This is a genomic window from Bifidobacterium pseudolongum subsp. globosum (assembly GCF_000741295.1).
GTDB lineage: Bacteria > Actinomycetota > Actinomycetes > Actinomycetales > Bifidobacteriaceae > Bifidobacterium > Bifidobacterium globosum.
On the sequence record NZ_JGZG01000023.1, the window covers coordinates 1 to 22,020 of the forward strand.

General features: G+C 64.9%; 20 protein-coding genes and 1 pseudogene. 17 read left to right on the forward strand and 4 right to left on the reverse strand.

Annotated features, from left to right (window positions below; all coding sequences use genetic code 11):
* The 10 genes from BPSG_RS08740 to BPSG_RS08110 all read left to right on the forward strand — a co-directional run.
* Nucleotides 1-866 (forward strand): GDSL-type esterase/lipase family protein (locus BPSG_RS08740; RefSeq protein ID WP_330934897.1); only part of this gene is annotated, 866 nt, incomplete at its 5' end.
* 57 nt (nt 867-923) lie between these two features.
* Nucleotides 924-2,168, forward strand: a complete 1,245-nt coding sequence (locus BPSG_RS08070; RefSeq protein ID WP_026643506.1) for a 3-deoxy-7-phosphoheptulonate synthase — start codon at nt 924-926, stop codon at nt 2,166-2,168.
* Nucleotides 2,169-2,195: 27 nt separating this feature from the next.
* Nucleotides 2,196-2,891 (forward strand): 5'-methylthioadenosine/S-adenosylhomocysteine nucleosidase, encoded by a 696-nt coding sequence (mtnN, locus tag BPSG_RS08075; protein ID WP_026643507.1) that lies wholly within the window; start codon nt 2,196-2,198, stop codon nt 2,889-2,891.
* A gap of 2 nt (nt 2,892-2,893) precedes the next feature.
* On the forward strand, nt 2,894-4,021 hold the full coding sequence (locus BPSG_RS08080) for a sensor histidine kinase (protein WP_051591987.1): 1,128 nt from the start codon (nt 2,894-2,896) through the stop codon (nt 4,019-4,021).
* Complete coding sequence (locus BPSG_RS08085; RefSeq protein ID WP_026643509.1) at nt 4,018-4,725, forward strand: response regulator transcription factor; 708 nt, start codon at nt 4,018-4,020, stop codon at nt 4,723-4,725. The genes BPSG_RS08080 and BPSG_RS08085 overlap by 4 nt, the downstream gene beginning before the upstream one ends.
* Nucleotides 4,726-4,879: 154 nt before the next feature.
* Nucleotides 4,880-5,995, forward strand: coding sequence for a phosphate ABC transporter substrate-binding protein PstS (gene pstS / locus BPSG_RS08090; RefSeq protein WP_026643510.1), 1,116 nt, complete (start codon nt 4,880-4,882; stop codon nt 5,993-5,995).
* A gap of 8 nt (nt 5,996-6,003) precedes the next feature.
* Entirely contained in the window at nt 6,004-6,984 is a 981-nt protein-coding gene (gene pstC, locus BPSG_RS08095; protein ID WP_026643511.1) for a phosphate ABC transporter permease subunit PstC, read from the forward strand.
* Nucleotides 6,984-7,943, forward strand: a complete 960-nt coding sequence (pstA, locus tag BPSG_RS08100) for a phosphate ABC transporter permease PstA (protein WP_033502138.1) — start codon at nt 6,984-6,986, stop codon at nt 7,941-7,943. The genes pstC and pstA overlap by 1 nt, the downstream gene beginning before the upstream one ends.
* A 33-nt stretch (nt 7,944-7,976) precedes the next feature.
* Nucleotides 7,977-8,756, forward strand: coding sequence for a phosphate ABC transporter ATP-binding protein PstB (gene pstB / locus BPSG_RS08105; protein WP_026643513.1), 780 nt, complete (start codon nt 7,977-7,979; stop codon nt 8,754-8,756).
* A 193-nt stretch (nt 8,757-8,949) separates the two neighbouring features.
* The gene (locus tag BPSG_RS08110) at nt 8,950-10,347 is read left to right on the forward strand and encodes an NCS2 family permease (RefSeq protein WP_026643515.1); all 1,398 of its coding nucleotides are present in this window, start codon (nt 8,950-8,952) and stop codon (nt 10,345-10,347) included.
* 406 nt (nt 10,348-10,753) lie between these two features.
* Here BPSG_RS08110 and BPSG_RS08115 read toward each other — a convergent pair whose 3' ends face one another.
* Entirely contained in the window at nt 10,754-11,671 is a 918-nt protein-coding gene (locus BPSG_RS08115; protein WP_026643516.1) for a metal ABC transporter solute-binding protein, Zn/Mn family, read from the reverse strand.
* Between the two features lie 487 nt (nt 11,672-12,158).
* Here BPSG_RS08115 and rplJ point away from each other — a divergent pair, with 487 nt between their 5' ends.
* From rplJ to BPSG_RS08140, 5 genes are all read left to right on the forward strand, one after another.
* On the forward strand, nt 12,159-12,680 hold the full coding sequence (rplJ, locus tag BPSG_RS08120) for a 50S ribosomal protein L10 (RefSeq protein ID WP_026643517.1): 522 nt from the start codon (nt 12,159-12,161) through the stop codon (nt 12,678-12,680).
* Nucleotides 12,681-12,796: 116 nt separating this feature from the next.
* Nucleotides 12,797-13,177: a 50S ribosomal protein L7/L12 gene (rplL, locus tag BPSG_RS08125; protein WP_022858902.1), complete on the forward strand. Its 381-nt coding sequence runs from the start codon at nt 12,797-12,799 to the stop codon at nt 13,175-13,177.
* A gap of 241 nt (nt 13,178-13,418) precedes the next feature.
* Nucleotides 13,419-14,969 (forward strand): FHA domain-containing protein, encoded by a 1,551-nt coding sequence (locus BPSG_RS08130; protein WP_026643518.1) that lies wholly within the window; start codon nt 13,419-13,421, stop codon nt 14,967-14,969.
* 9 nt (nt 14,970-14,978) lie between these two features.
* The gene (locus BPSG_RS08135; RefSeq protein ID WP_026643519.1) at nt 14,979-18,602 is read left to right on the forward strand and encodes a helicase; all 3,624 of its coding nucleotides are present in this window, start codon (nt 14,979-14,981) and stop codon (nt 18,600-18,602) included.
* Nucleotides 18,599-18,829, forward strand: coding sequence for a hypothetical protein (locus BPSG_RS08140; protein ID WP_026643520.1), 231 nt, complete (start codon nt 18,599-18,601; stop codon nt 18,827-18,829). The genes BPSG_RS08135 and BPSG_RS08140 overlap by 4 nt, the downstream gene beginning before the upstream one ends.
* Nucleotides 18,830-18,886: 57 nt before the next feature.
* Here the strand turns inward: BPSG_RS08140 and BPSG_RS08145 are convergent, their stop codons facing one another.
* The 3 genes from BPSG_RS08145 to BPSG_RS08155 form a co-directional block, all read right to left on the reverse strand.
* The gene (locus tag BPSG_RS08145; RefSeq protein WP_051894180.1) at nt 18,887-19,465 is read right to left on the reverse strand and encodes an SAF domain-containing protein; all 579 of its coding nucleotides are present in this window, start codon (nt 19,463-19,465) and stop codon (nt 18,887-18,889) included.
* 269 nt (nt 19,466-19,734) lie between these two features.
* The gene (locus tag BPSG_RS08150; RefSeq protein ID WP_026643522.1) at nt 19,735-19,923 is read right to left on the reverse strand and encodes an FmdB family zinc ribbon protein; all 189 of its coding nucleotides are present in this window, start codon (nt 19,921-19,923) and stop codon (nt 19,735-19,737) included.
* A gap of 135 nt (nt 19,924-20,058) precedes the next feature.
* Complete coding sequence (locus BPSG_RS08155; RefSeq protein ID WP_236822943.1) at nt 20,059-20,706, reverse strand: 5-formyltetrahydrofolate cyclo-ligase; 648 nt, start codon at nt 20,704-20,706, stop codon at nt 20,059-20,061.
* A gap of 82 nt (nt 20,707-20,788) precedes the next feature.
* Between BPSG_RS08155 and BPSG_RS08160 the strand changes: the two genes are divergently transcribed.
* Nucleotides 20,789-21,472 (forward strand): GNAT family N-acetyltransferase, encoded by a 684-nt coding sequence (locus BPSG_RS08160; RefSeq protein WP_026643525.1) that lies wholly within the window; start codon nt 20,789-20,791, stop codon nt 21,470-21,472.
* A 111-nt stretch (nt 21,473-21,583) separates the two neighbouring features.
* Nucleotides 21,584-22,020: pseudogene (locus tag BPSG_RS08375) on the forward strand (hypothetical protein); the annotation flags it as partial.

The window sequence follows — 22,020 nt, forward strand, 5'->3', positions numbered from 1 at the left end:
GCCGCCGTCTCGCTGCGTCAGGCAACACCGCCGTGCGCGCGCTTGGCACAGCCGGCACGCGCTTCGCCACCCTCACCGCGCGCCTGCGCCCGGGGGGTGTGGTGGGCATCGTCGCCGGCGCGCTCGCCGTGCTGGTGCTCATGCTGCCGCTCAACTGGCAGGCGATCGCCCACGCGCGCGCCGTGCAGCTGCGCCCTGAACTCGCGCTCACGGCCGAACAGGCGCGCAAACAGCTCGCCACACAGACCCCGCAGCCGCAGCAGTCACCGAAGTCCGGGAGGTCCGACTCCGCGCAGTCCAAAGGCGCAGACACCGCGCAACCGCAGGTGAGCGCGCTCAAAGTGCCGAACAACCTCGACCCTTCGCGCTGGCAGTGCGACGCCGCCGCGCAGCAGTGCAGCGTGCGCATGCTCATGATCGGCGATTCGGTCACGGCGGGCGTGGCGCAGACCCTGCAGCAACACTTCCCGCAGGCGCACATCGACGGCGCGGTGAGCCGGCAGTTCGCCACAGGCGAGGACCTGCTCGCCCAGTTCCTGGGCAGTGGTGAGGACCCGCAGGTCATCGTATTCGCGCTCGGCACGAACGGCGCCGCCACACGCGAACAGGCCGAGCATGTGGTGCAGCTCGCCGCGGACCGGCCGCTGTATTTCGTCACGGCGCTCGCGCCGGTGGATTGGACCGCGGCCTTGAACGCCACGTTCCAGGAAGTGGCCGCCGCGCACCCCAACGTGGGGATCATCGACTGGTCCGCGCTCGCCACCGCCCACCCCGAATACCTGTACGACGACGGCACGCACCCCAACGAGCTGGGCACGCAGGCGTACGAACAGCAGCTGTACAACGCGCTGTGCCCGCACGACTGATGCGGCGCGCGCACGGTGTTATCGTAGAGGCAGCAATCAGCGAAGGAGGAGCACGGCATGGCACACGACCCGCACACGCGGCAGTTCGAGGACCACACGCGCGCCATCGCGCAAGGCAGGCCGCTCACGTATACGCCCGAGCAGCTGCACGCCGTGCACCAGATCGTGGCCGAAGGCGGCAATCCGCTCACCGACATGCACGATCTGCCACGCTGGGAAGACGAAGTGGGCATCGACCGCATCATCAACCGCCGTGTGATGGAACTCGACCCGCTGCCCACACCGGCGCAGGTGCTGACCGAACTGCCGCTCGGCGCGCGCGAACGCCATCTCGTCGCCTCGTCGCGCGACGAGATCCGCGCGTGCCTGTACGGGCAGGACGACCGGCTGCTCGTGCTCGTCGGGCCGTGCTCGGTGCACGACCCGGCCGCCGCGCTCGACTACGCGCGCCGGCTCGAGCATGTGCGCCGCGAACTCGAGAACGAACTGCTCATCGTGATGCGCGTCTATTTCGAAAAACCGCGCTCGACGGTGGGGTGGAAGGGCCTGATCAACGACCCGGACATCGACGGCAGCCACAACATCCAAAAGGGCCTGCTGCTCGCGCGCAAGACATTGCTTGACGTGCTCGGCGCCGGTCTTGCGGCGGCCACTGAGTTCCTGGAGCCCACCAGCCCGCAGTACATCTCTGACGCGGTGAGCTGGGGCGCGATCGGCGCGCGCAACACCGAAAGCCAGGTGCACCGGCAGCTCGCGAGCGGGCTGTCGATGCCGATCGGCTTCAAGAACGCCACCGACGGCTCGGTCAAGGCCGCGGTCAACGGCTGTTTCGCCGCCGCCCAACAACACACGTTCTTCGGCATCGACCACATGGGCCGCGCGTGCGCCGTCGAGACGATTGGCAACCCCGACTGCCATGTCGTGCTGCGCGGGTCGAGCTCGGGGCCGAACTACGACGCCGATTCGGTCGCGCAGGCCATGGAGGCGGTGCGTGCGCAGATGCCCGCCGATTCGGCCGCCGCGCACGGCCTGATCATCGACTGCTCACACGGCAACTCCGGCAAGGACGACGTGCGCCAGGCGCATGTGGTCCGTGAGATCGCCGAGCGTGTAGCGCAAGGCGAACCCGGCATCACCGGCATCATGATGGAAAGTTTCCTCGAAGGGGGCAACCAGCCGGCAGCGCCGCTCAACCAGCTCGTCTACGGCAAGTCCATCACCGACAAATGCCTCAGCTGGCCAGTCACCGAACAACTGCTGCACGAGCTCGCAGAAGCCGTGCGCACCCGCCGTTGGAACTGACCGCGCCCATCAACGAATCGAGGAACCATGACCCGTACCGTCGCCATCATCAGCGCCTTGGAAGAAGAGGCCGCGCACATCGCCAACGCGTGCACCAACGTGCGCGAGGAGCACCGCGCGAGCCTCGCCGTGCTGCACGGCGAACTCACCACGGACGCCGGCGACCCGCTGCACGTCGTCATCGCCGTCGGCGGCATGGGACTCGTGAACGCCGCGGCCACCACGCAATACCTCATCGACTGCGCCGAGCCGGATGCCGTGATCTTTTCCGGCATCGCCGGCAACCTCAACCCCGAACTGCATATCAACGACATCGTGCTCGGCGGCACGCTGCGCTACCTCGACACTGACATGCGCCTCGTGGGCCAGTGGAAGCCCGGCACCCCGGAGTTCCACTCCGACCCGCAGCTGATCGCGCTCGCCGAGGACGTACTGAGCGAGATGGGCATCAACCACATCACCGGCGTCATCGCCTCGGGCAACTACTTCGTGGATTCGCCCGAGCAGATCGAACGCGTGATCAGCCTCACACACGCCGACGCGGTGGAGATGGAAGGCGCGGCAGTCGTGCATGTGGCCGCGCGCAACGACGTGCCGGCGCTCGTGATCCGCGCGATGAGCGACAACGCCGATACCGATTACGAGGAGTTCCGCGACTTCGACATCTCCGAATACGCCGACACCGCCGCGCACATCGCCGTGACGATGCTGCGGCGCATGTAGCTGTGGAGTGGGTCTTCGCAGTCGCAGCCGGCGTGCTCGCGTGCGCGCTGTGCTCACTCGTGGCCTACCGCCGCGGCCGGCACGGAGCCGCGCGCGCGGGCACGTCCGGGCGCACACACGCCGGTGACGACACGCAACGGCTCGCCCCACTGCTGGATGAGATGCTCGTCATCGTCGAGGCGCGCCAAGGCGTGGCCTTCGCCGACGAACGGGCCGTGCAGGCGGGCATCGTGGAGCATGGGGCGCTCGCCGTGCCGCAAATCCGCGACGTGGCGAACCTCGTGCTCGCCGACGGTCAGCCGCGCACGCGCGACATCGACTCGCCGCACGGCGCGGACCACGGCCATTGGCGCGTGGCCGTAGGGCAGTTGGGCACCGACCGCTGCGCCGTGCTCGTGGCCGACGCCGGTGCGGGCGAACGCTGGCAGTCGATGGCGCGCGATTTCGTGGGCAATGTCTCGCACGAGCTCAAAACGCCGATCGGCGCGATCACCCTGCTCGCCGAGACGATCCGCGATGCGCCCGACGATCCGCAATCCGTCTCGTATTTCGCCGACCGCATCCTCGTCGAATCGCGGCGCCTGACCGGCATTGTGCACAATCTCATCGAACTGGGCCGTTCCGAGCGCCGCGACACCGAGACAAGCGTGTTCGCGGTGACACCGGCCGTGCGTGAAGCGGCGGAACGCACACAGGCCGTGGCGCAGGCGCGCGCCGTCAGTGTACATGTGCGCGAGCGCGTGGCGTCCGGCGCGCCATGTGTGCGGGGGCCCCGCGCCGGATTCGTCACCGCCGTCAAGAACCTCATCGAAAACGCCGTGAACTATTCGCCCGAAGGCAGCACGGTCGTCGTCGACATATCGGCGGATGCCGGCGAGGTGCTCGTGCGCGTCGTCGACCATGGCATCGGCATTCCGGCGGACCAGATTGAGCGTGTGTTCGAACGGTTCTACCGCGTCGACCCGGCGCGCTCGCGCGAAACGGGCGGTACGGGGCTTGGCCTGTCGATCGCGCAACGGTACGTGCAGGCGTGCGGCGGCGCGCTGCGCGTGTGGTCGCATGAGGGGCAGGGTTCGACGTTCACCGTGCGCGTGCCACGCGCGGATACTACAGGGGAGGATTCGCAATGAAAGTGCTTGTCGTGGAGGACGAGGTCTCGTACCGCGCGCCGCTCGTCTACCAGCTCATGCGCGAAGGCTACGAGGTGGAGGCGGCCGCCACCGGCGAGCAGGCGTGGGAGATGTGGCAGGCCGGCGGTTTCGGTTTTGTGCTGCTCGACGTGATGCTGCCGGGCGTCGACGGCGTCACGTTGTGCCGGCGCATGCGCGAGCGCAGCGCCGTGCCCATCATCATGCTCACCGCGAAAGGCGAGGAGAGCGACGTTGTGCTCGGCCTTGAGCTCGGCGCCGACGATTATGTGACCAAACCGTATTCGTTCCGCGCGCTGCTCGCCCGCATGCACGCGGTCATGCGCCGGCGGGCCGCGGCGCCAGACGCGCCGCCCGCCGAGCCGCCGCGCGAGGTGCCGCTCGTGTGCGGGCCCGTGCGCATGCTGCTCGCCTCGCATGAGGTGTATGTGCACGACCGCCCTGTGTTCTTCCCACGCAAGGAGTTCGAGGTGCTCGAACTGCTCGTGCGCAACCAGGGGCGTGTGATGATGCGCCAGCAGATTATCGACCACGTGTGGGGCGCCGACTACACCGGTGACACGAAGACGCTCGACGTGCACATCAAACGCATCCGCGCGAAAATCGAGCCCGATCCGTCCAAACCCCGCATACTCACCACATTGCGCGGTTTGGGCTACAAAATCGACGATCCGGCGCGCGTGTGAAAATTCAACTTCCGTTCACCTAACCGCGCACATGGCCCGCGCGCACCCTATAGACTGTGAAAACGGTGGGGCAGCCATGCCCGCCCGTGCGCGGCGCGCGTCGGGCGGCCCGGCTCCCCGGCCGAGTCATCATGAACGAAAGGGAAGACTGATGATGCGAACGCAGACACCGCGCCGCTGCATCGCGGCACTGAGCGCGCTGGCGTTGACGTGCGCGCTCGCCGCATGCGGGGACAACGTCGATCCCTCGCAGACACCGCAAGCCGGCGCCTCGTCGATCTCGGGCAGCTTCGCGGGCGCGGGGGCCTCGTCGCAGCAGACCGCTGTGGAAGCGTGGATCGCCGGCTACCAGAAGCGCAACCCCAACGCGAAGATCTCATACAACCCCTCCGGTTCGGGCGCGGGCGTCACCACGTTCCTCACCGGCGCCACCGTGTGGGCCGGGTCGGACAAGCCGCTCGACGACGAGCAGGTGGAACAGTCCAAGAAGGTGTGCGCGGGGCAGACCGCGTTCGACGTGCCGGTCTACATCTCGCCGCTCGCGATCGTGTTCCGCCTGCGCGGCGTATCCGACGCCGGCAAGCACGTGCGCATGGACGCGGCCACCGTGGCCAAGGTCTTCAACGGCAAGATCACCAAGTGGAACGACGCGGCGATCGCCAAGCAGAACCCCGACCTCGACCTGCCGGCCACGCCGATCACCGTGGTGCACCGTTCCGACAAATCCGGTACGACCCTCAACTTCGTCGAATACCTCAAGGCAGCCGCGCCCGGCGACTGGCCGCACAAACTCTCCGAGAATTGGCCCAACGACGTGGGGCAGGGAGCCAAAGGCACGTCGGGCGTGATCAGTACGATCGACCAGGCCGACGGCACGATCGGCTACTCGGACTACTCGCAGGCCGGCGGCCTCGGCACCATCTCGATCAAGGTCGGAGACGGCTACACCGACATCTCGGCCGATGCGGCCTCGAAGGCCGTGGCCAACGCCACGCTCAGCGGCGAAGCCAAGGGCGAGCACCGCGTGGTGCTCGACATCGACCACACCACCACGGAGGAAGGAGCGTACCCGATTGTGCTCGTCTCCTACGACATCGCGTGCCCCGTGTATTCCGACGCCAACACCGCGCGCTTCGCCAAATCATGGCTCAGCTACGTGGTGAGCGACAAAGGCCAGCAAGACGCCATGAACGCCACCGGTTCGGCGCCGCTGCCCTCCAACGTGGCGAAGACGGTACGGCAGTCGGTCGACGCCATCAACGCAAAGTGAGGCCAGTCATGACCACAACCACAACACAACCCTCCCCGACGCGGGGTGAATCCACACTCACCGCGCCCGTCGCCGGCAAACGCGCCGACAAGGTGTTCAAAGGCGTCGCGCTCGCCGCCGGCGTACTGATTCTCGTCGTGCTCGCCGCGGTCTCGATGTTCCTGCTCGTGCAGGCATGGCCGCTCATCGGCGGCGACCAGACCGCCAACAGCGAGACGATCAGCACGTTCACCGGTGGCAAGGCACACAGTTTCTGGGGGTACGTGGGGCCGCTGCTGTTCGGCACGGTGCTCGTGGCGGCGCTCGCGCTCGTCATCGCGTTCTTCGTCTCGGTCGGCATCGCGCTGTTCATCTCGCATTATGCGCCGCGCCGGCTGGCCGCCGTGCTGAGCTACATCGTCGACCTGCTCGCCGCGATCCCGTCGGTCATCTACGGCCTGTGGGGCGGCCTCGTGCTCGTGCCGTCGATCTACCCGTTCTGGAACTGGGTGGCGCAATACCTCGGCTGGATCCCGCTGTTCGCCGGGCCGGCATCCAACCCGCCGCGCACCGTGGCCACCGTGGCTCTCGTGCTCGCGATCATGATCCTGCCGATCATCACCTCGATGGCGCGCGACATCTTCCAGCAGACCCCCAAACTGCTCGAGGAGGCGGCGCTCGGCCTTGGCGCCACCAAATGGGAGATGATCAAGCTCGCCGTGCTGCCGTTCGGCAAATCTGGCATCGTCTCCGCGTCCATGCTCGGCTTGGGCCGTGCGCTCGGCGAGACGATGGCTGTGCTGATGATCCTGTCGCCGGGCCTCAAGTACTCGTTCAAACTGCTGCAGGCTTCGCAGAACCAGACGATCGCGGCCAACATCGCCGCGCAATACCCCGAGGCTGATTCGATCGGCGTCTCCGTGCTGATCGGCACCGGCCTGGTGCTGTTCGTGCTCACGTTCCTCGTGAACCTGCTGGCACGGCGCATTACCGAGAAAGCGGGCAAGTGATGAGCCAGCCAACCATTGATTTCGACAAGTTCAAGCCCACCCGTTCGTACATCGCGGCACGCAAACGCAAAGACATCGTGATGCGCGTGCTGATCGTGCTCGCATTCATCGTGGCGCTGATCCCGCTCATCTCGCTGCTGTGGACCACGGTCGTGCGCGGTGTCACGCGCCTCAACTGGGACTTCCTTTCGCACAACATGACCAACGTGATCGGCGGCAATCCCACGCCGTCGGGCGGCTACGGCGGCATTCTGCACGCCGTCATCGGCACGCTCGAAATCACCTTGGGCGCCATGCTCATCTCGATCCCCGTAGGTGTGATGTGTGCGGTGTACCTCATCGAATACGCGGGCAAATCACGGCTTGCCACCACGATCCACCTGCTTGTGGATGTGATGAGCGGTATCCCGTCGATCGTGGCCGGCTTGTTCGCCTACTCCATGTTCGCGCTCGTGGTGGGCCCTGGCACGATCAACGGCTTCGAAGGCTCGGTCGCGCTGTCGCTGCTCATGATCCCCACCGTGGTCAAAACCACCGAGGAGATGCTCAAGATCGTGCCGAACGACCTGCGTGAGGCGTCGCTCGCATTGGGCGTGACCAAGCAGCGCACGATCACGAAGATCGTGCTGCGCACCGCATTGCCCGGCATCGTCTCCGGTTCGATCCTCGCCATCGCGCGCGTGATTGGCGAGACCGCGCCACTGCTCATGACCGCGGGCTACATCGTCTCGACGAACATGAACCTCTTCTCGGGCGAGATGACCACATTGCCGGTCTACGTGTACCAGGAATACTCCAAGTACCGTGCCAACTGCTCCGCGGAAGCCGCCACCGGCTGTGTGACCACGATCCCGATGGAACGTGCGTGGTCAGCGGCGCTCGTGCTCATCCTGCTCGTGCTCATCCTCAACCTCATCGGCAGAATCGTGGCGCGCGTGTTCTCCGCCAAAAAGAAGTAGCCACAGACCCCACGCAACAGAAGGATTTTTCCAATGGGACAGCATATCGACGTCAACCACCTCAACATCTACTACGGTTCGTTCCTCGCGGTTGAGGACGTCAACCTCAACATCGAGGCGAACAAGGTCACCGCGTTCATCGGACCGTCCGGCTGCGGCAAATCCACCGTGCTGCGCACACTCGACCGCATGCACGAGATCACACCGGGCGCGTACTGCACCGGCGAAGTGCTGCTCGAAGGGCAGAACCTGTACGCGAAGGACGTGGATCCGGTGGCCGTGCGCCGCGACGTGGGCATGGTCTTCCAGCGCCCGAACCCATTCCCCACCATGTCGATCAGGCAGAATGTGCTCGCCGGCGTCACGCTCAACAACCGCAGCATCTCCAAGTCGGACGCCGACGACCTCGTCGAGTGGGCGTTGCGTGGCGCCAACCTGTGGAACGAAGTCAAGGACCGCCTCGACAACCCGGGCATCGGCCTTTCGGGCGGCCAGCAGCAGCGTCTGTGCATCGCGCGCGCCGTGGCCGTGCACCCGCAGGTGCTGCTCATGGACGAGCCGTGCTCCGCGCTCGACCCGATCTCCACGCTCGCGGTGGAGGACCTGATCAACGAGCTCAAGCAGGACTACACGATCGTCATCGTGACGCACAACATGCAGCAGGCGGCACGCATCGCTGATTACACGGCGTTCTTCAACCTCAAGGCGGTGGGCCAGCCCGGGCACCTCGAGTACTTCGCCGACACCACCACCATGTTCAACAACCCGCAGAACGAGGAGGCGGAGCGCTACGTCTCCGGTCACTTCGGCTGATTGGCCGCCGCCGCTCGCCGCTCCGGCGTGTCGCCCCGGCAGGGGCGTGTTTGTTCGCTGTGGGCATACGGTTCGGCGTGCCTCGCCATGGGTCGGCAACATCCAGAACACATTCGCATGCTAGCTTCGTGCTGTTCCGCCCTCGGGCGGGCATCAACAACGAAGGTTTCACGAGAAGAAAAACAGGTTTTCCATGGAGAAGTTTTTCCATCTGAAAGAGAACGGTACGTCCGTATCGACCGAGTTCATGGCCGGCCTCACCACGTTCTTTGCGATGTCCTACATCATCATCGTCAACCCGCAGATCCTTTCGCAGACCGGCATGCCGTGGGGCGGCGTCTTCCTCGCCACCATCATCGCGTCCATCGTCGGCACGCTCGTCATGGGCCTGTTCGCGAACGTGCCGTATGCGCTTGCTCCGGGCATGGGCCTCAACGCGTTCTTCACCTACACCGTCTGTTTCGGCCTCGGCTTCACGTGGCAGGAGACGCTGTGCATGGTGTTCCTGTGCGGTCTGATCAACATCCTCATCACGGTCACCAAGGTGCGCCAGATGATCATCCGCGCCATCCCCGATGCACTGCAGCACGCGATTGGCGGCGGCATCGGCCTGTTCGTGGCATACGTGGGCCTGCTCAATGTGGACCTCATCACGTTCACCACGAAGGACGCCGAGTCGGCCGGCAAGGGTCTGTCCACCGGCGCCACGCCGGGCCTCGCCACGCTCAACAGCCCCACGCTGTGGTTGTTCCTCATCGGCCTGCTGCTCGTCATCGTCTTCACGATCCTCAAGATCAAGGGCGGCATGCTGCTCGCCATCGCCATCACCACGGTCATCGGCATCCCGATGGGCCTGACCACGATGAACAACTCGATTTCGATCGGTGACGCGTTCGGCCAGCTGCCGCAGACGTTCGGCGCGCTGTTCACCGGCGAGGGCTTCGGTTCGCTCTTCTCGAACCCCGGGCGCCTGCCGCTCGTGCTCGTCACGATCTTCGCGTTCTCGATGTCCGACGTGTTCGACACGCTGGGCACGTTCATCGGCACCGGCCGCCGCACTGGCATCTTCTCGAAGGCCGACGAGGAATCGGCTGAGAACGGCTCCGGCTTCAAGACCAAGATGGACAAGGCGCTCTTCGCCGACTCCGTGGCCACCTCGATCGGCGCGATCTGCGGCACGTCGAACACCACCACGTACGTCGAATCGTCCGCCGGCATCGCAGCGGGCGGCCGCACCGGCCTCACCTCGGTCTTCGTCTCGCTGTTCTTCGCGCTGTCGATCTTCTTCGCCCCGGTCGTCTCTGCCGTGCCGAGCGCGGCCACGGCCGGCGTGCTCGTCATCGTCGGCTGCATGATGGCAGCCTCGCTCAAGGAAGTCCGTTGGGACGACATCAGCGAGGCGATTCCGGCGTTCTTCGCCTCGGTGTTCATGGCGTTCGCGTACTCGATCAGCTACGGCATCGCCGCGGGCTTCATCACGTACTGCATCGTCAAGGTGTGCCGCAAGAAGGCGAGCGAGGTGCATCCGATCGTCTGGATCGTCTCCGTCCTCTTCATCCTCGACTTCGTGTGCATGGCCATCCTGCAGTAGCCAAGGATGTGGCCTCCCGGCGGGGGAATATTCGAATCCAGCTGACGGGCTCTGGGCGAATCTACCCGAAAAGTTCGCTGGGAGAGCCGCAAGTCCGACCAAGGGTGTTGCGCATGGGTGCTCCATGCGCAACACCCTTTTTGGTGCCGCACCCTCTTTGTTACGAGTAGTGCTTCTTTTGCTACGGGTAGTGTCTCTACCCGCACTTCGCTCCTAAAATCATTGGAACATGGCGGTTTTTGAGTGATACTTGCTTGAAAAGGTACTACCCGTAGCAAAAGGAGCACTGCCCGTAACGAGAAGGAGAGAGGGCCTGTTGCATAAAAGTACTGCAAAGTATTGCAAAAAGTACTGCCCGTAGCTTTGGGCTACGGGCAGTCTGGGGGAGTGCGCTATCGGCGGGTGCTCACTTCTTCTGGGTGGCTTGCATCTGGTCGATGATCTCGGTGATCCATTCATGCAGGCCCTTGTAGTTGGAAGGCATCTGCTCGGTCATATCGACCACGGGCACATTGCCGGAGTCTGCGGCGGAGACCAGCTGGTCGGTCATGTCGCTCGGCTCCTGCGAGTTGATGATCAGCATCTTCGCGTCACCCTTCTTGAGCAGGTCGGTGAACTGCTTGATGTCGGACGGCGTTGGCTCGCTCTCGTTCGCGGCGGCCTGCTTGTAGCCCTTCGGCGTCACATCCTTGAGCCCCATGTCGTCGGCCAAGTATTCGCCCACCGACTCCGTGGCGGCGTACGGCATGGCGTCGTCGGCCTGCGCCACGGTGGCAAGCTGCTCCTCAAGCTTGTCTTCCGCGGCCTGCCACTTCTCGTTGAGCTCCTGGAACTGCGCCTTGTGCTCGGGCATGATCTTTTCGTACGCGGCGGTGATCGCGTCAGCCGTCTTCACGCGCACGTCGGACGAGAACCACACATGCGGGTTGTCTCCGGTCTTCTTGCCGCCTTCGTTCGCGGCGTCGATCACGATCGCCTTGGACTGCTCGGCCGCTTTGACCGCCCACTCGTCATAGCCGGCGCCGTTGACGATCGCGACCTGCGCGTGCTGGAACTTCGAGATGTCGTTGGACGTAGGCTCGTAATCATGCGCGTCGGTGCTCGTGTTGTTGAGGATTGACGTGACGTCCACGTACGACCCGCCCAGTTCCTTCGCGAGCGAACCCCACTGGTTCGACGCGGCGATCACGGTGATCACGCTGTCTTTGTCTGCCGTGCTCGATGCGGATGGCGTGTCTTCGCTTTGGCCGGAGCACGCCGCCACGCTGGCCGCCAATACGATGGCGGTGAGTGCGGCGAACGCCCGGCGAATCCATGTGTTCATAGGTGTTTCCTTCATTGTTCGGTGCTTGTGTGGTGCTGGTGTTCGGTTGCGTGTCTACATCTGTACGGCCCGCCCGCGCGCAACATATATGTGCACACGGCTGGGCTCTGCTATTCGAGCATAGCACACTACTGAGAATGATTCTCAATATGCGCGGAACTCGCACAATGTCTTCGATTGTAGGGCGTGTGGGAGTGCCCAAGCTGGAGAAATAGGCGGATTGACTTCAGGGCTTACATGCGCGACACGCCCGGGGTACCGTACGTCGGTGGGGCACGGTAGATTCAAACTCTTGTAAACCACAGACCGTTGGTTGAGGGTCACCCGTGCCCCTACGAAGTTTGGTTCGCCAAGCCAGCGCAGGTTGAGAAACAAGGATCCTTGATGGTTCAAGGACGTTTGCCGCTCTGCCTGTGCGCAGGGCTTTTTTGTTGCCCAGGTTTGGCGCCCCGCCTCACAGTCAACGGCCGACTTAGGAAGGAACGCCATGAAGAGGCCCGAAAAGGAAGTGGTGGTCGCCGAGCTTACGGAAGCATTCCGTAACGCTGACGCGGTCTACCTGACCGAGTACCGCGGGCTTACCGTTCCGCAGATCTCCGATCTGCGCGAAAAGCTAGGCCGCGATACTTCCTGCACTGTGGCTAAGAACACGCTGTTCCGCATCGCCGCTAAGGAAGCCGGCATTGAGGGTCTCGATGAGATGCTCACCGGTCCTTCCGCCGTCGTCTTCGTGAAGGGTGACTTCATCGACGCTGCGAAGATTCTGCGTGACTTCGCCAAGACCAACAAGGCCCTCATCGTCAAGGGCGGTTTCGCAGACGGAACCGTGTACGACGCCGAGGGTGCCAAGCAGCTCGCAGACCTCAAGTCTCGTCCGGAACTGCTTGCCGAACTGGCCGGCGCCCTCAAGGGCACCATGGCCAAGGCTGCACGCCTGTTCAACGCGCTGCCGACGAAGGCCGTTCGCACGGTCGACGCCCTGCGCGAAAAGCAGGAGAAGGCTGCCTGATCGCCCTGCGGTTCACCGCAGTGCAATCGGTCGGAATAAACCGGAAAACAAAGAAAAATTTCAGGTGTGCGGAACACAAACAACCCGCCGTGCGCCACGATTGAAAGGAAGCCATAATGGCTAAGTTCACCCAGGATGAGCTGCTCGAAGCTTTCGGTGAAATGACCCTCGTCGAGCTCTCCGAGTTCGTCAAGGCCTTCGAAGAGAAGTTCGACGTTGAGGCCTCCGCTCCGGTCGCCGTCGCCGCTGCTGCCGCTCCGGGCGCTGCTCCGGCCGAGGAAGAGAAGGATGAGTTCGACGTCATCCTCTCCGCCGTTGGCGACAAGAAGATCCAGGTCATCAAGGCTGTGCGTGGCATCACCAACCTCGGCCTCGCCGAGGCCAAGGCCCTCGTGGACGGCGCTCCGAAGCCGGTCCTCGAGCACGCCAAGAAGGAAGACGCCGAGAAGGCCAAGGCTCAGCTCGAAGAAGCTGGCGCCACCGTCGAGCTCAAGTGATTTGCGCGGCATAAGCCGCATATCACTTCAGGACATGACGTCTGACCCCGTAGGGCACAAGCCCTGCGGGGTCTTTCTTTCCGGTCAGTCGGGCGTGAACACCCGCCGCGTACCCCGGTGAAACACCGTGTATTGCGATAGACTGGCGGGAGTAAGAGCGATTGGCTGCCGCAGTGCTTGATTGGGCGTGCTGCGTACAATGGTGCAGCGCGTGCCCACTCGATGAAAGGAAGGTCCCACGGTGAGCGGTGATCAACAAGCAACGACGAAATGGATGATCCGCGTGGATGGGTCGGATTTGACCAGCGTCGAGGCCGGGCAGACCGTGGAGATAGGCCGTAAACCGTTGCGCCCTTTGAGCGATGACGGCACCACCCGCGTCGAGATTCTCGACGACACCCGCTCGATGTCGAAGCGCCACGCCGAATTCTCCGTGAAAAGCGACGGCAACGCGATTCTGCGCGACATGAACTCCACGAACGGCACGTATCTGGTTCGTCCGGGCAACGACTTGGTGCGCCTGCCCTCCGGCTCCGACTTCGCACTGACCGACGACACCGTGCGCCTGCAGTTCGGCGACGTGCCAGTGGATTTTGTGCGCTTCATCGACGACAGCACCACGCACCGCGACGACCCGTCCGTGGCGAACCTGTTCGACTACGCGCTCGACAATGTGGCGTCCGAACCGGAGGCATCGGAGCTTTCGGTGGACGATATCCTCAATCTACGCGCCGGCGAGCCCACCAACATCTTTGATTCCAACAGCGTGCGCACGCGCGCGCACGAGTTGCGCGAAGCGGAACGGCAGACCTTTGTGCCGTTCGCACAGCCGATCAACCCGGTGACCACGAACGATGCGGTCGAAGAGGACGCGCCCGACGTGGCTCCCCGCGACCTGTTCGCGGATGCGCACGATGTGGCCGCAGGCAAGATCGACGAGCCTGCGGTGAAGAAAGAGGAGTTCGTGCCGCGCATGCATGACGGCCCGCGCCACGCCGGTGGGCGCCCGGCCGACCGTCTGATCGCCGTCGACGAATTGGGCAAGCCACGCCTGCCCGACATCATGCCGCTGCAGATGACGCCGCAGCAGCCTGCAGTCCAGCAGCCTATCGCACCGCAAGCCGCCACCCAGCAATCTACCGTTCAGCAGACGCCTGCCACCCAGCAGACCTCCGCGCAGCCTGCACCTACTCAGGCCGCCCCCGTGCAGGAACCACAGCCGGCCTCCCAGCCCACACCGGTCGTGGAACATGACACGCAGCCGATGGTGCAGCGCGCCCAAGAGCAGCAGGGGCAGGAGCAGCGCCGCTTCGCCGAGCAGAGCACGGCCCTTGACTTCGAGGTGCTCACCACGTCGTTGCACGCCGAACACCGTGAGGAGCCGGTCGCGGTGGACGTGCAGTCGGCTGCGCCCGTCACGACCGACGACGACGCACGCTTCAAGCCCACCGCACAGATGAGCGAAGTGGGCCAGCTTGAGCAGACGCAGGCCTTCACACCGGCCTTCGAACCCGGCTCGGTGTTCGAGCGCGTGGCCAAGGGCGAGTTCAACCAGCGCGAGGAGCTCGTGGAAGCCGGCGGCTACAACTCCGACCAGGCACGCCGCAGCGACGACTTCGCCGAACAATTCGAAATGGCACGCCATGCCGAACTGCTGCCGTTCCTCGCCATGAATCCGGCGCTGTACGACGACCTGTACGCATGGCTCGCCGCACAGGGCAACGCCGACGTGGACAAGGCGCTCAGCACCAATCCCGGTTACGAAGACTACCGCAAAGCGATGGGGAAGTGAGTCAACCCGATGACAGATAACACGGCGCAAACGCCGCAGGCCCTCAACACCTTGCGCACGTGGCGCGACGAATTCAAGGCGAATCTGGTGCCGTCCCCGCTTGAGGACGTGAGCCAGCTTTCCGCCAAGCTCGACCTGACACACGCGCACCCTTCTGGGATCGCGCAGCTCTTCGGCAACGGCAGCGCACCGCTGCATTCGCTGTTCCGTGACAGCGGCATGCTGCGCGCCGCCGCGCGCCGTGCCGAACGTGTGCTCGACGACCAGAGCGCCAAGAAACGCTTCAGCGGCGTGGCCGAACTCTCGCTCGTCGTGGGTGTGGCCACATGGAAGGGCAACAGCATGCCCGTGCTGCTCTACCCGGTGGAAGTGGTGCGTGACGGCACGCCGGTGGAGTACCATACCACCATCAGTTTCACCGGCCATGTGCGCCTCAACGCGCAGTTCCTGGCCATGATGCGCGAACACGGTGTGCATCTGGATGAACGCCAGCTCTTCGACGGTTCGAACTACAAGAGCGGCACGCCGGAGACGGCCGCGGTGTTCGCCGCGATCACGCAGATGGCGCAGCATGTGTTCCCCGACTTCTCGATCGAACGGCAGATCATCCTGGGCTGCTTCATGGACCCCTCCACGCAGATCCTTGTGGAAAGCCAGATGATCATCGACCACTTGGCCAAGGGCCCCAGCGGCAACGCGATGCTCGACGCGCTCGCCGGATTCCCGGAGGCGCGCGACCACCTGTCGAACCAGCAGATGCCCCCATACAGCCCATTCGACGGCGACCCGCATTCGGAATTCGAAGTGGGCGATGTGGACAACACCGTGCGCTATGCCGCCAACATGGCCGCCGCGGGCCACAGCGTGTTCGTGGATGGCACGCAAGACACCGACACGGCAGAACAGGCCGCGGCAATCGCCTCGCGGTGCATCATGGCCGGTCGCTCGGTGCTGTATGTGCCCTGTGTGCCTGACCAGAAGCGCCGGTTCATCAACGTGATGCGCGCGAACGAGCTGGGCGGCCAGTTGCTCGACGTGGCCGACCAGAACGCCAACGCCGCGATCGACCACCAGCTGATCAGCGCGGTGGGCTACCAGCAGGGCGTGGCCACCTCGCGCTTCGACCAGTTGGCCGACGAGCTTGTGGGCGTGCGCTCGCGCCTCACCCGCTACCTCGGCGACCTGCATGGGGTGAACAAGACGTGGAACGTGTCCGCCTACCAGACCATCCAGAACCTGGCCAACATCTCCGAACTGCCCACACACCCTGCCACCCATGTGCGTCTGGGCAAAGAGGTGGCGCGCTCCATCGGCTCGTCGCTCGACGACTGGGCGAGCAAGCTCGAACGCGCCGGCGAACTGGGCGAATACACGATCGGCCCCGACGACACCGCATGGTACAAGGCCTCGCTGCATACGGAAGACGAGGCGATCGACGCCTACCAGCGTGTTGTGGACATGCTGCGCAACCTGCTGCCCGCCACGCGCGAGCAAGTGGAGTCGACCGTGAAGACGTGCGGCTTCTCGATTCCCACAACCGCGCAAGAGTGGACCAAGCAGGTCACGGTGCTCAAGAACCTGCGCCGTGTGCTCGACGTGTTCCAGCCCGAGATCTTCGAACGCGACATTGACGCAATGATCGAAGCCACCACACCCAAGTCCGAGCGCAAATCCGAAGGCCAGTCCATGGGCTTCTGGGACCGCCGCCGCCAGATCAAAGAGGCGAAGAGCATGCTGCGCGTCGGCGCGCATGTCGAAGACCTGCACGATGCGCTCGTAGTCGTGGAGAAGCAGGCTCAGCAATGGCGCCTGTTCGTGCCGCACGGCGGCTGGCCCGTGCTGCCGCCGAAGCTCGACGACATTGTGGCCACGCAAGAGGCGCTGCTGAGCAACATGACGGCGCTCGACACCGTGCTCGCCACCACGCCCGAAGGCGGTGATCTGCAGACCGCCGACTTCAACGTGGTCGAGGAGCGCCTCAAGGCGCTGTTCGACGACCGCAAGGCGCTCGACACACTGCCCGAGCGTTGCAGCCTGGAGCGCGAACTTGACGCCGCCGGCTTCGGCGAGCTCATCGCCGACCTGCACAACCGCCACGTGCCGGTGAATGCTGTGCGCGACGAACTGCGGCTCGCATGGTGGACCACCGTGTTCGACGACATCGTGCACTCCTCGGCGATCATCTCGAACCAAGACGGTTCGGCGCTGCAAAGCGCCTCCGACCGCTTCATCCAAGTGGACACCGAGCATGTGCGCTCGGTGGGCCCCATGATCATGCAGGAATCGATGCGCCGCCTGTGCGACCTGCTGTTCGCCCGCACGCAAGAGGCGAACATGCTGCACACCGTGCTCGCCGGACCCAACGCCACCTCGCTCAGCCGCATCCACCACGACCACCCTGAGATCCTGGCCGCGGCGAAGCCCGTGCTCATGGCCACGCCGGCCACGCTCGCCTCGGTGACGAAGCCCACGCCGATCGCCGACGTGGTGATCATCGACGCCGCCGCGCACTTGCCACCCGTGCTGCTGTTGAGCATCCTGTGCCGCGCACGCCAAGTGGTCGTGCTCGCACACCGCCAGACGATCACGAGCGGCAGCATCAGCGACCTGGTGCAATTGCTGCCCGACATCACCGTGCAGCCGCACCCCACCCGCCGCGACCCGCGCGTGAACATGTTCCTCATCGAACAGGGCTACGGCGAGGTGACGAACGACGTCGTACGCGAAAACGTGCAGGGCCATGTGCTCTACCACCAAATCGAAGCCACCGGCGTGCCGGTCATGGCGAGCGGACTCGTGGAGAGCAGCCAGCAGGAGATCGACGAAATCGTGGCGATGATCACCCGCCGCGCCCAGACCTTCACAATCGTGCCCGGCAGCTACATCCTGACCGTCGTGTGCATGACCGAGACGTTCCGCACGCGCCTTGGCGCCGAACTCAAGTCGCTCGCCACCAAGAACGAGTTCATGGGCCGGTTCCTGCGCCATGTGCGCATTGTGGACATCACCGACGTGACCGGCGCCCACGCCACCGATGTGATCCTTTCGATGAGCTACGCGAAGACGTCGCACGGGCGCCTGCTCCAGCAGTTCGGCGCCTTGGAAAGCGATGGCGGACGCGGCATGCTGCTCGACGCGCTCGCGCTCGCCGACCACCACGTCGACATTGTGAGCGCGTTCGGCGCCGACGATCTGGAAGACGACCGACTGCACCACGCGGGCTCCAAGATGCTCAAGACCGTGCTGCAGTGGGCGCAGCGCCTGGGCAACGAGCAGCCAATCGAGCCGCAGTCCCGCCCGGACGCGTCCAACGTGCTGATCGACGACCTGGCCGACCGCATCCGCGAGCGCGGGCTCAACGTGGCCGTGGACTATGGCCTTGACAACGGCATGCGCCTGCCGATGGTCGTGGGTGCGAAAGACAAGCCGTATACGTTGGCCGTGTTCACCGACGACGCGCAGTTCATGGGCATCCAGTCCACGCGCGAACGCCACCGCATTCTGCAGCAGGAGATGGGCGCCCTCGGCTGGTCGGTCATGACCATCTGGAGCGTGGCCGCGTTCGTCAACCCGGAGAAAGAGGTCGATCGCGTGGTGGCACGTTTGGGCGAACTCTATCAGGAGAGCAAATGACAAGCGAAGAGCCGCAAGACAGGGCCGCACGCCCCTACAGCGCCGAGCGCCGCACGCCACGCCGCCACAAGCGCGTGGTGGTGCGGGGCACCGAACGCTTTGACGCAGACGGTGTGAAGCTCGAACCAAGCGATGTGCGCACGCGCGAACAGCAGGCGGCCGACGACGACCGTCGCATCCTCGGTGAGCTGCCACCGCACTGGGGCGTGTTCCAAGAGCGCGCGTAGCCAGTGCCAACACGCGCCTGAGCCCCCGCGCCACTGCACAGGCATACGTGAGCGCGGTCATGGCTGCGGCCTTCCCTGCACGGCGATGATCGGCCCCTCGTTCTGGGCGGCGAGCACGCGCACCGCATCATCCGCCGGCATCGCGACCGGCGTGACGTGCATGCCGGTCGCATCGTCGAGATGGGCCGCCGCCATCACCACCGCCTGTGTGCTCAGTGCGCACAATGTGGTCTCAGGTTCGTCGCACCCCACCACGGACGCCAGCTGGATGCTCGTGCCGGTGGGGAAGGGCTCCTGCTGGTCGCCGAGGCGCACGTCGATCACCGTATGGCCTTCAGGCACCGTTGGGCGCGTGCCCACCATCGACGGCAGCAGCACCTCGCCCGCGCCCACATCCACTTGGGCGAGCGCATCCACGGCGTCGCTTGTGGCGTGCAAGGCGCCGCGCAACGCCGCATGGTCCGGCACTTGTTCCAACCGCACATCCGCTGCGGTGATGATTGTGCCGCGCGCGATGCCGCGCTCCGCCACGACGACCGGCTGCGTGGCGACGGCGGACAGCACACATTCGAGCGCGCAGATCACGCCGAGCGCCGCGCACACCGCGGCAAGCAGCCGGCGAGTGCGCCGCTGCATAAGCCGCCCCGTGCGGCGTGCGCGCGAACCACGATCGCGCACCGTTCTGTTCGCGCGGGGGCCGCGCGTGCATATGAAACAAGGTCACCATGTGCTCCATGATGACCTTGTGCGCGCATGGGTGCCATGCGCGTGCGGGTGGTGTGGTCGGACGGCCCGGTTGGCGTGTCGCATGTGGATAACCAGACCGGTGGCACCCGCGATTGTGGATGCGGACGCGGGTATCCACACATCTGTGGACAGGGCCTCGCGAGCGGGCCGCCGCAGCCTTACTTCGACGACCCTTTGTCGGTGCGGTAGAACCCGCTGCCCTTGAACGTGATCGGCACGGCCGAATACACCTTGTGCACCGTCTCATGCCCGCACTTGGGGCATGTGGTGATCGGGGCATCGTCAAACGACTGGTGCTCGGTGAAGTCATATCCGCACTCTTTGCAACGGTAATGGTAGACAGGCATGCTGCTTCCTCTGCTTTCCTATGCGTTTCGCTGTTCGCGTTGAGCAATGCAACTGGTCATATCCTAATACCGGCATGCCCTAACCAGTATTCCGCCCCGCGCGCAGTCGCGCACACTGACCAGCCACACCGTCCACTACAGCACCTCGAGCCGCTCCGGCGTCAGCACCGCGCTCACCGGCACATCGTGTGCGAGCGCCGGCACCGGCTCATCCGCGAATTCCCAAGGCCAACACACGGCCACGAGTGGCACGCCGGCCCTCCGCCATGCGAGCGCGCGGTCGTACCACCCGCCCCCGCGGCCGAGTCGTGCGCCATGCCGGTCGACGCGCAGCGCCGGCAGCACAATCACATCGCATGCGCCGAGTGCGCTGGCCTGGAGCACCGGCCCGCGCGGCTCGTCGGGCCGCAACGTGCCGTGTGCCGGCTTCTCCGCATGCCGCAGTGTGCGCAATTCGCCCGCCCCAATCGCGGTCCATCCGATCTGCGCGCCGCTGCCGAGCCGCGGCACGAGTGTGCGCACGCCGCGCTGCGCGAATAGCGAGAGCAGCGGCATCGTGCTGATCTCGGTGCCCATCGAAACATAGCAGGCGGCGGTGCGCACGCCGCCCAGCAGCGCCGACCCGTCGAGCAGCGCCGCACACCGCTCGCCGGCCTGCGTGCGGGACCGCGCATGCGCGCGCCGCCGCGCATAGGCCTGTTTACGTTCCGCCTGCTTGTGTTCCATGATCGCACGCGCCACTTCGTCGTCCGGTTCGCCGCGCGTCTGCCCGTCCTGTGTCATGCTGCCGTTCTACCACATGCCTTGCGCGCAAAACCACGCCGCAGTCCCGCGCGTGCGGGCGCGCCGTGCGAGAATGGGAACCGTGTCTGTATTGGAATCACTGCGTGCGGTATTGCACCGCCCCACCGAAAACAGCCTGAGGACCCCGCTCGAACTGCGCGCGCCGGCCGGGGCGCCGCCGCTCGTGCTGCGTACGATGACCGTGCGCGACGAGCAGGAGTGGGACGACGTGCGCATGCGCAACACCGACTGGCTTGAACCGTGGGAGTCGAACGATCCGATGCGCCACCGGCTCGTCACCTTCCCGCAGTGGATCGCCATGCAGCGGCGCGACGAACGCAACGGCGACGCGATCGTCTTTGTCATGGTGCTCGACGGCGCGATCATCGGGCAGATTTCGCTCGGCGCCATATTCCGCGGTGCGATGCGCACCGGCATCATCGGCTACTGGATCGACGAACGCTATGCCGGGCGCGGCCTGACGCCGCTCGCCGTGGCCATGGTGTGCGATTGGGCGCTGCAGATGCCCACCGGCCCGCGCCTGCACCGCATGGAGATCGATCTGGTCCCCGAGAACGAACGCTCGCGCGCGGTGGTGCGCAAAGTGGGCGCGCGGTATGAAGGTGTGAAGAAACGGTACATGTATATCAACGGCATCTGGCGCGACCATGAATCATACAGTCTGCTCGCAGAAGACGCGCCGCAAGGGTTCGTGCGCCGTCTGCTGTCCGACACGCCCAGCGAAAAGCCGCACGAGTTGTCCTAAATTCATTTATTCTTGAAGATTATGAAGTACGAATCACTAAGCACAATAGTTGTTTTGGTGATTATCGGCATCATCATGGCGGTGTGGTTGCCCAAACGGACTGTCAACGGCATGAAACAGGTGGTCAAACATCGGTCGGACCGGTATTCTTCTTCGCTACACTTGGTGAGTGAGGAGAGTGGCACCCGATTCTCCGATGTGCGTACACCGCAGGCGAAAGGGGCGATAATGCCAGCGACACAAACGGATCACGAGAAGAACCGCGCCTATATTGCGCAGGTGCGCGGGCTTCGTCGTGCTGCCGCACGCCGCCGCCGCTGGCTCGCCGGGGGACTGCTCGCCGCTGCGGTCGTGATGCTCGTGCTGGCGATCGCACTGCACTTCAGCCCGTTCTATGCACTGATTCCGACCGCATTGTGCGCCGTGGTGTGCGCGCTCGGCGTGCGCGCGTCGAAGCAGGCGCGCACGTGGGAGGCCAAGATGGCGGCCAAGGAACGCGACCGCAAGCGCAAGACCGCCGCCGCGGCCAAGCGCGCCGCCAAACAGCG

Excerpts from the sequence above, each read along its gene's own strand:
- BPSG_RS08070 (WP_026643506.1), top strand. The coding sequence starts at position 924 with ATGGCACACGACCCGCACACGCGGCAGTTCGAGGACCACACGCGCGCC.
- mtnN (WP_026643507.1), top strand. The coding sequence starts at position 2,196 with ATGACCCGTACCGTCGCCATCATCAGCGCCTTGGAAGAAGAGGCCGCG.
- BPSG_RS08085 (WP_026643509.1), top strand. The coding sequence starts at position 4,018 with ATGAAAGTGCTTGTCGTGGAGGACGAGGTCTCGTACCGCGCGCCGCTC.
- pstS (WP_026643510.1), top strand. The coding sequence starts at position 4,880 with ATGCGAACGCAGACACCGCGCCGCTGCATCGCGGCACTGAGCGCGCTG.
- pstC (WP_026643511.1), top strand. The coding sequence starts at position 6,004 with ATGACCACAACCACAACACAACCCTCCCCGACGCGGGGTGAATCCACA.
- pstA (WP_033502138.1), top strand. The coding sequence starts at position 6,984 with ATGAGCCAGCCAACCATTGATTTCGACAAGTTCAAGCCCACCCGTTCG.
- pstB (WP_026643513.1), top strand. The coding sequence starts at position 7,977 with ATGGGACAGCATATCGACGTCAACCACCTCAACATCTACTACGGTTCG.
- BPSG_RS08110 (WP_026643515.1), top strand. The coding sequence starts at position 8,950 with ATGGAGAAGTTTTTCCATCTGAAAGAGAACGGTACGTCCGTATCGACC.
- BPSG_RS08115 (WP_026643516.1), bottom strand. The coding sequence starts at position 11,671 with ATGAACACATGGATTCGCCGGGCGTTCGCCGCACTCACCGCCATCGTA.
- rplJ (WP_026643517.1), top strand. The coding sequence starts at position 12,159 with ATGAAGAGGCCCGAAAAGGAAGTGGTGGTCGCCGAGCTTACGGAAGCA.
- rplL (WP_022858902.1), top strand. The coding sequence starts at position 12,797 with ATGGCTAAGTTCACCCAGGATGAGCTGCTCGAAGCTTTCGGTGAAATG.
- BPSG_RS08135 (WP_026643519.1), top strand. The coding sequence starts at position 14,979 with ATGACAGATAACACGGCGCAAACGCCGCAGGCCCTCAACACCTTGCGC.
- BPSG_RS08140 (WP_026643520.1), top strand. The coding sequence starts at position 18,599 with ATGACAAGCGAAGAGCCGCAAGACAGGGCCGCACGCCCCTACAGCGCC.
- BPSG_RS08145 (WP_051894180.1), bottom strand. The coding sequence starts at position 19,465 with ATGCAGCGGCGCACTCGCCGGCTGCTTGCCGCGGTGTGCGCGGCGCTC.
- BPSG_RS08150 (WP_026643522.1), bottom strand. The coding sequence starts at position 19,923 with ATGCCTGTCTACCATTACCGTTGCAAAGAGTGCGGATATGACTTCACC.
- BPSG_RS08155 (WP_236822943.1), bottom strand. The coding sequence starts at position 20,706 with ATGACACAGGACGGGCAGACGCGCGGCGAACCGGACGACGAAGTGGCG.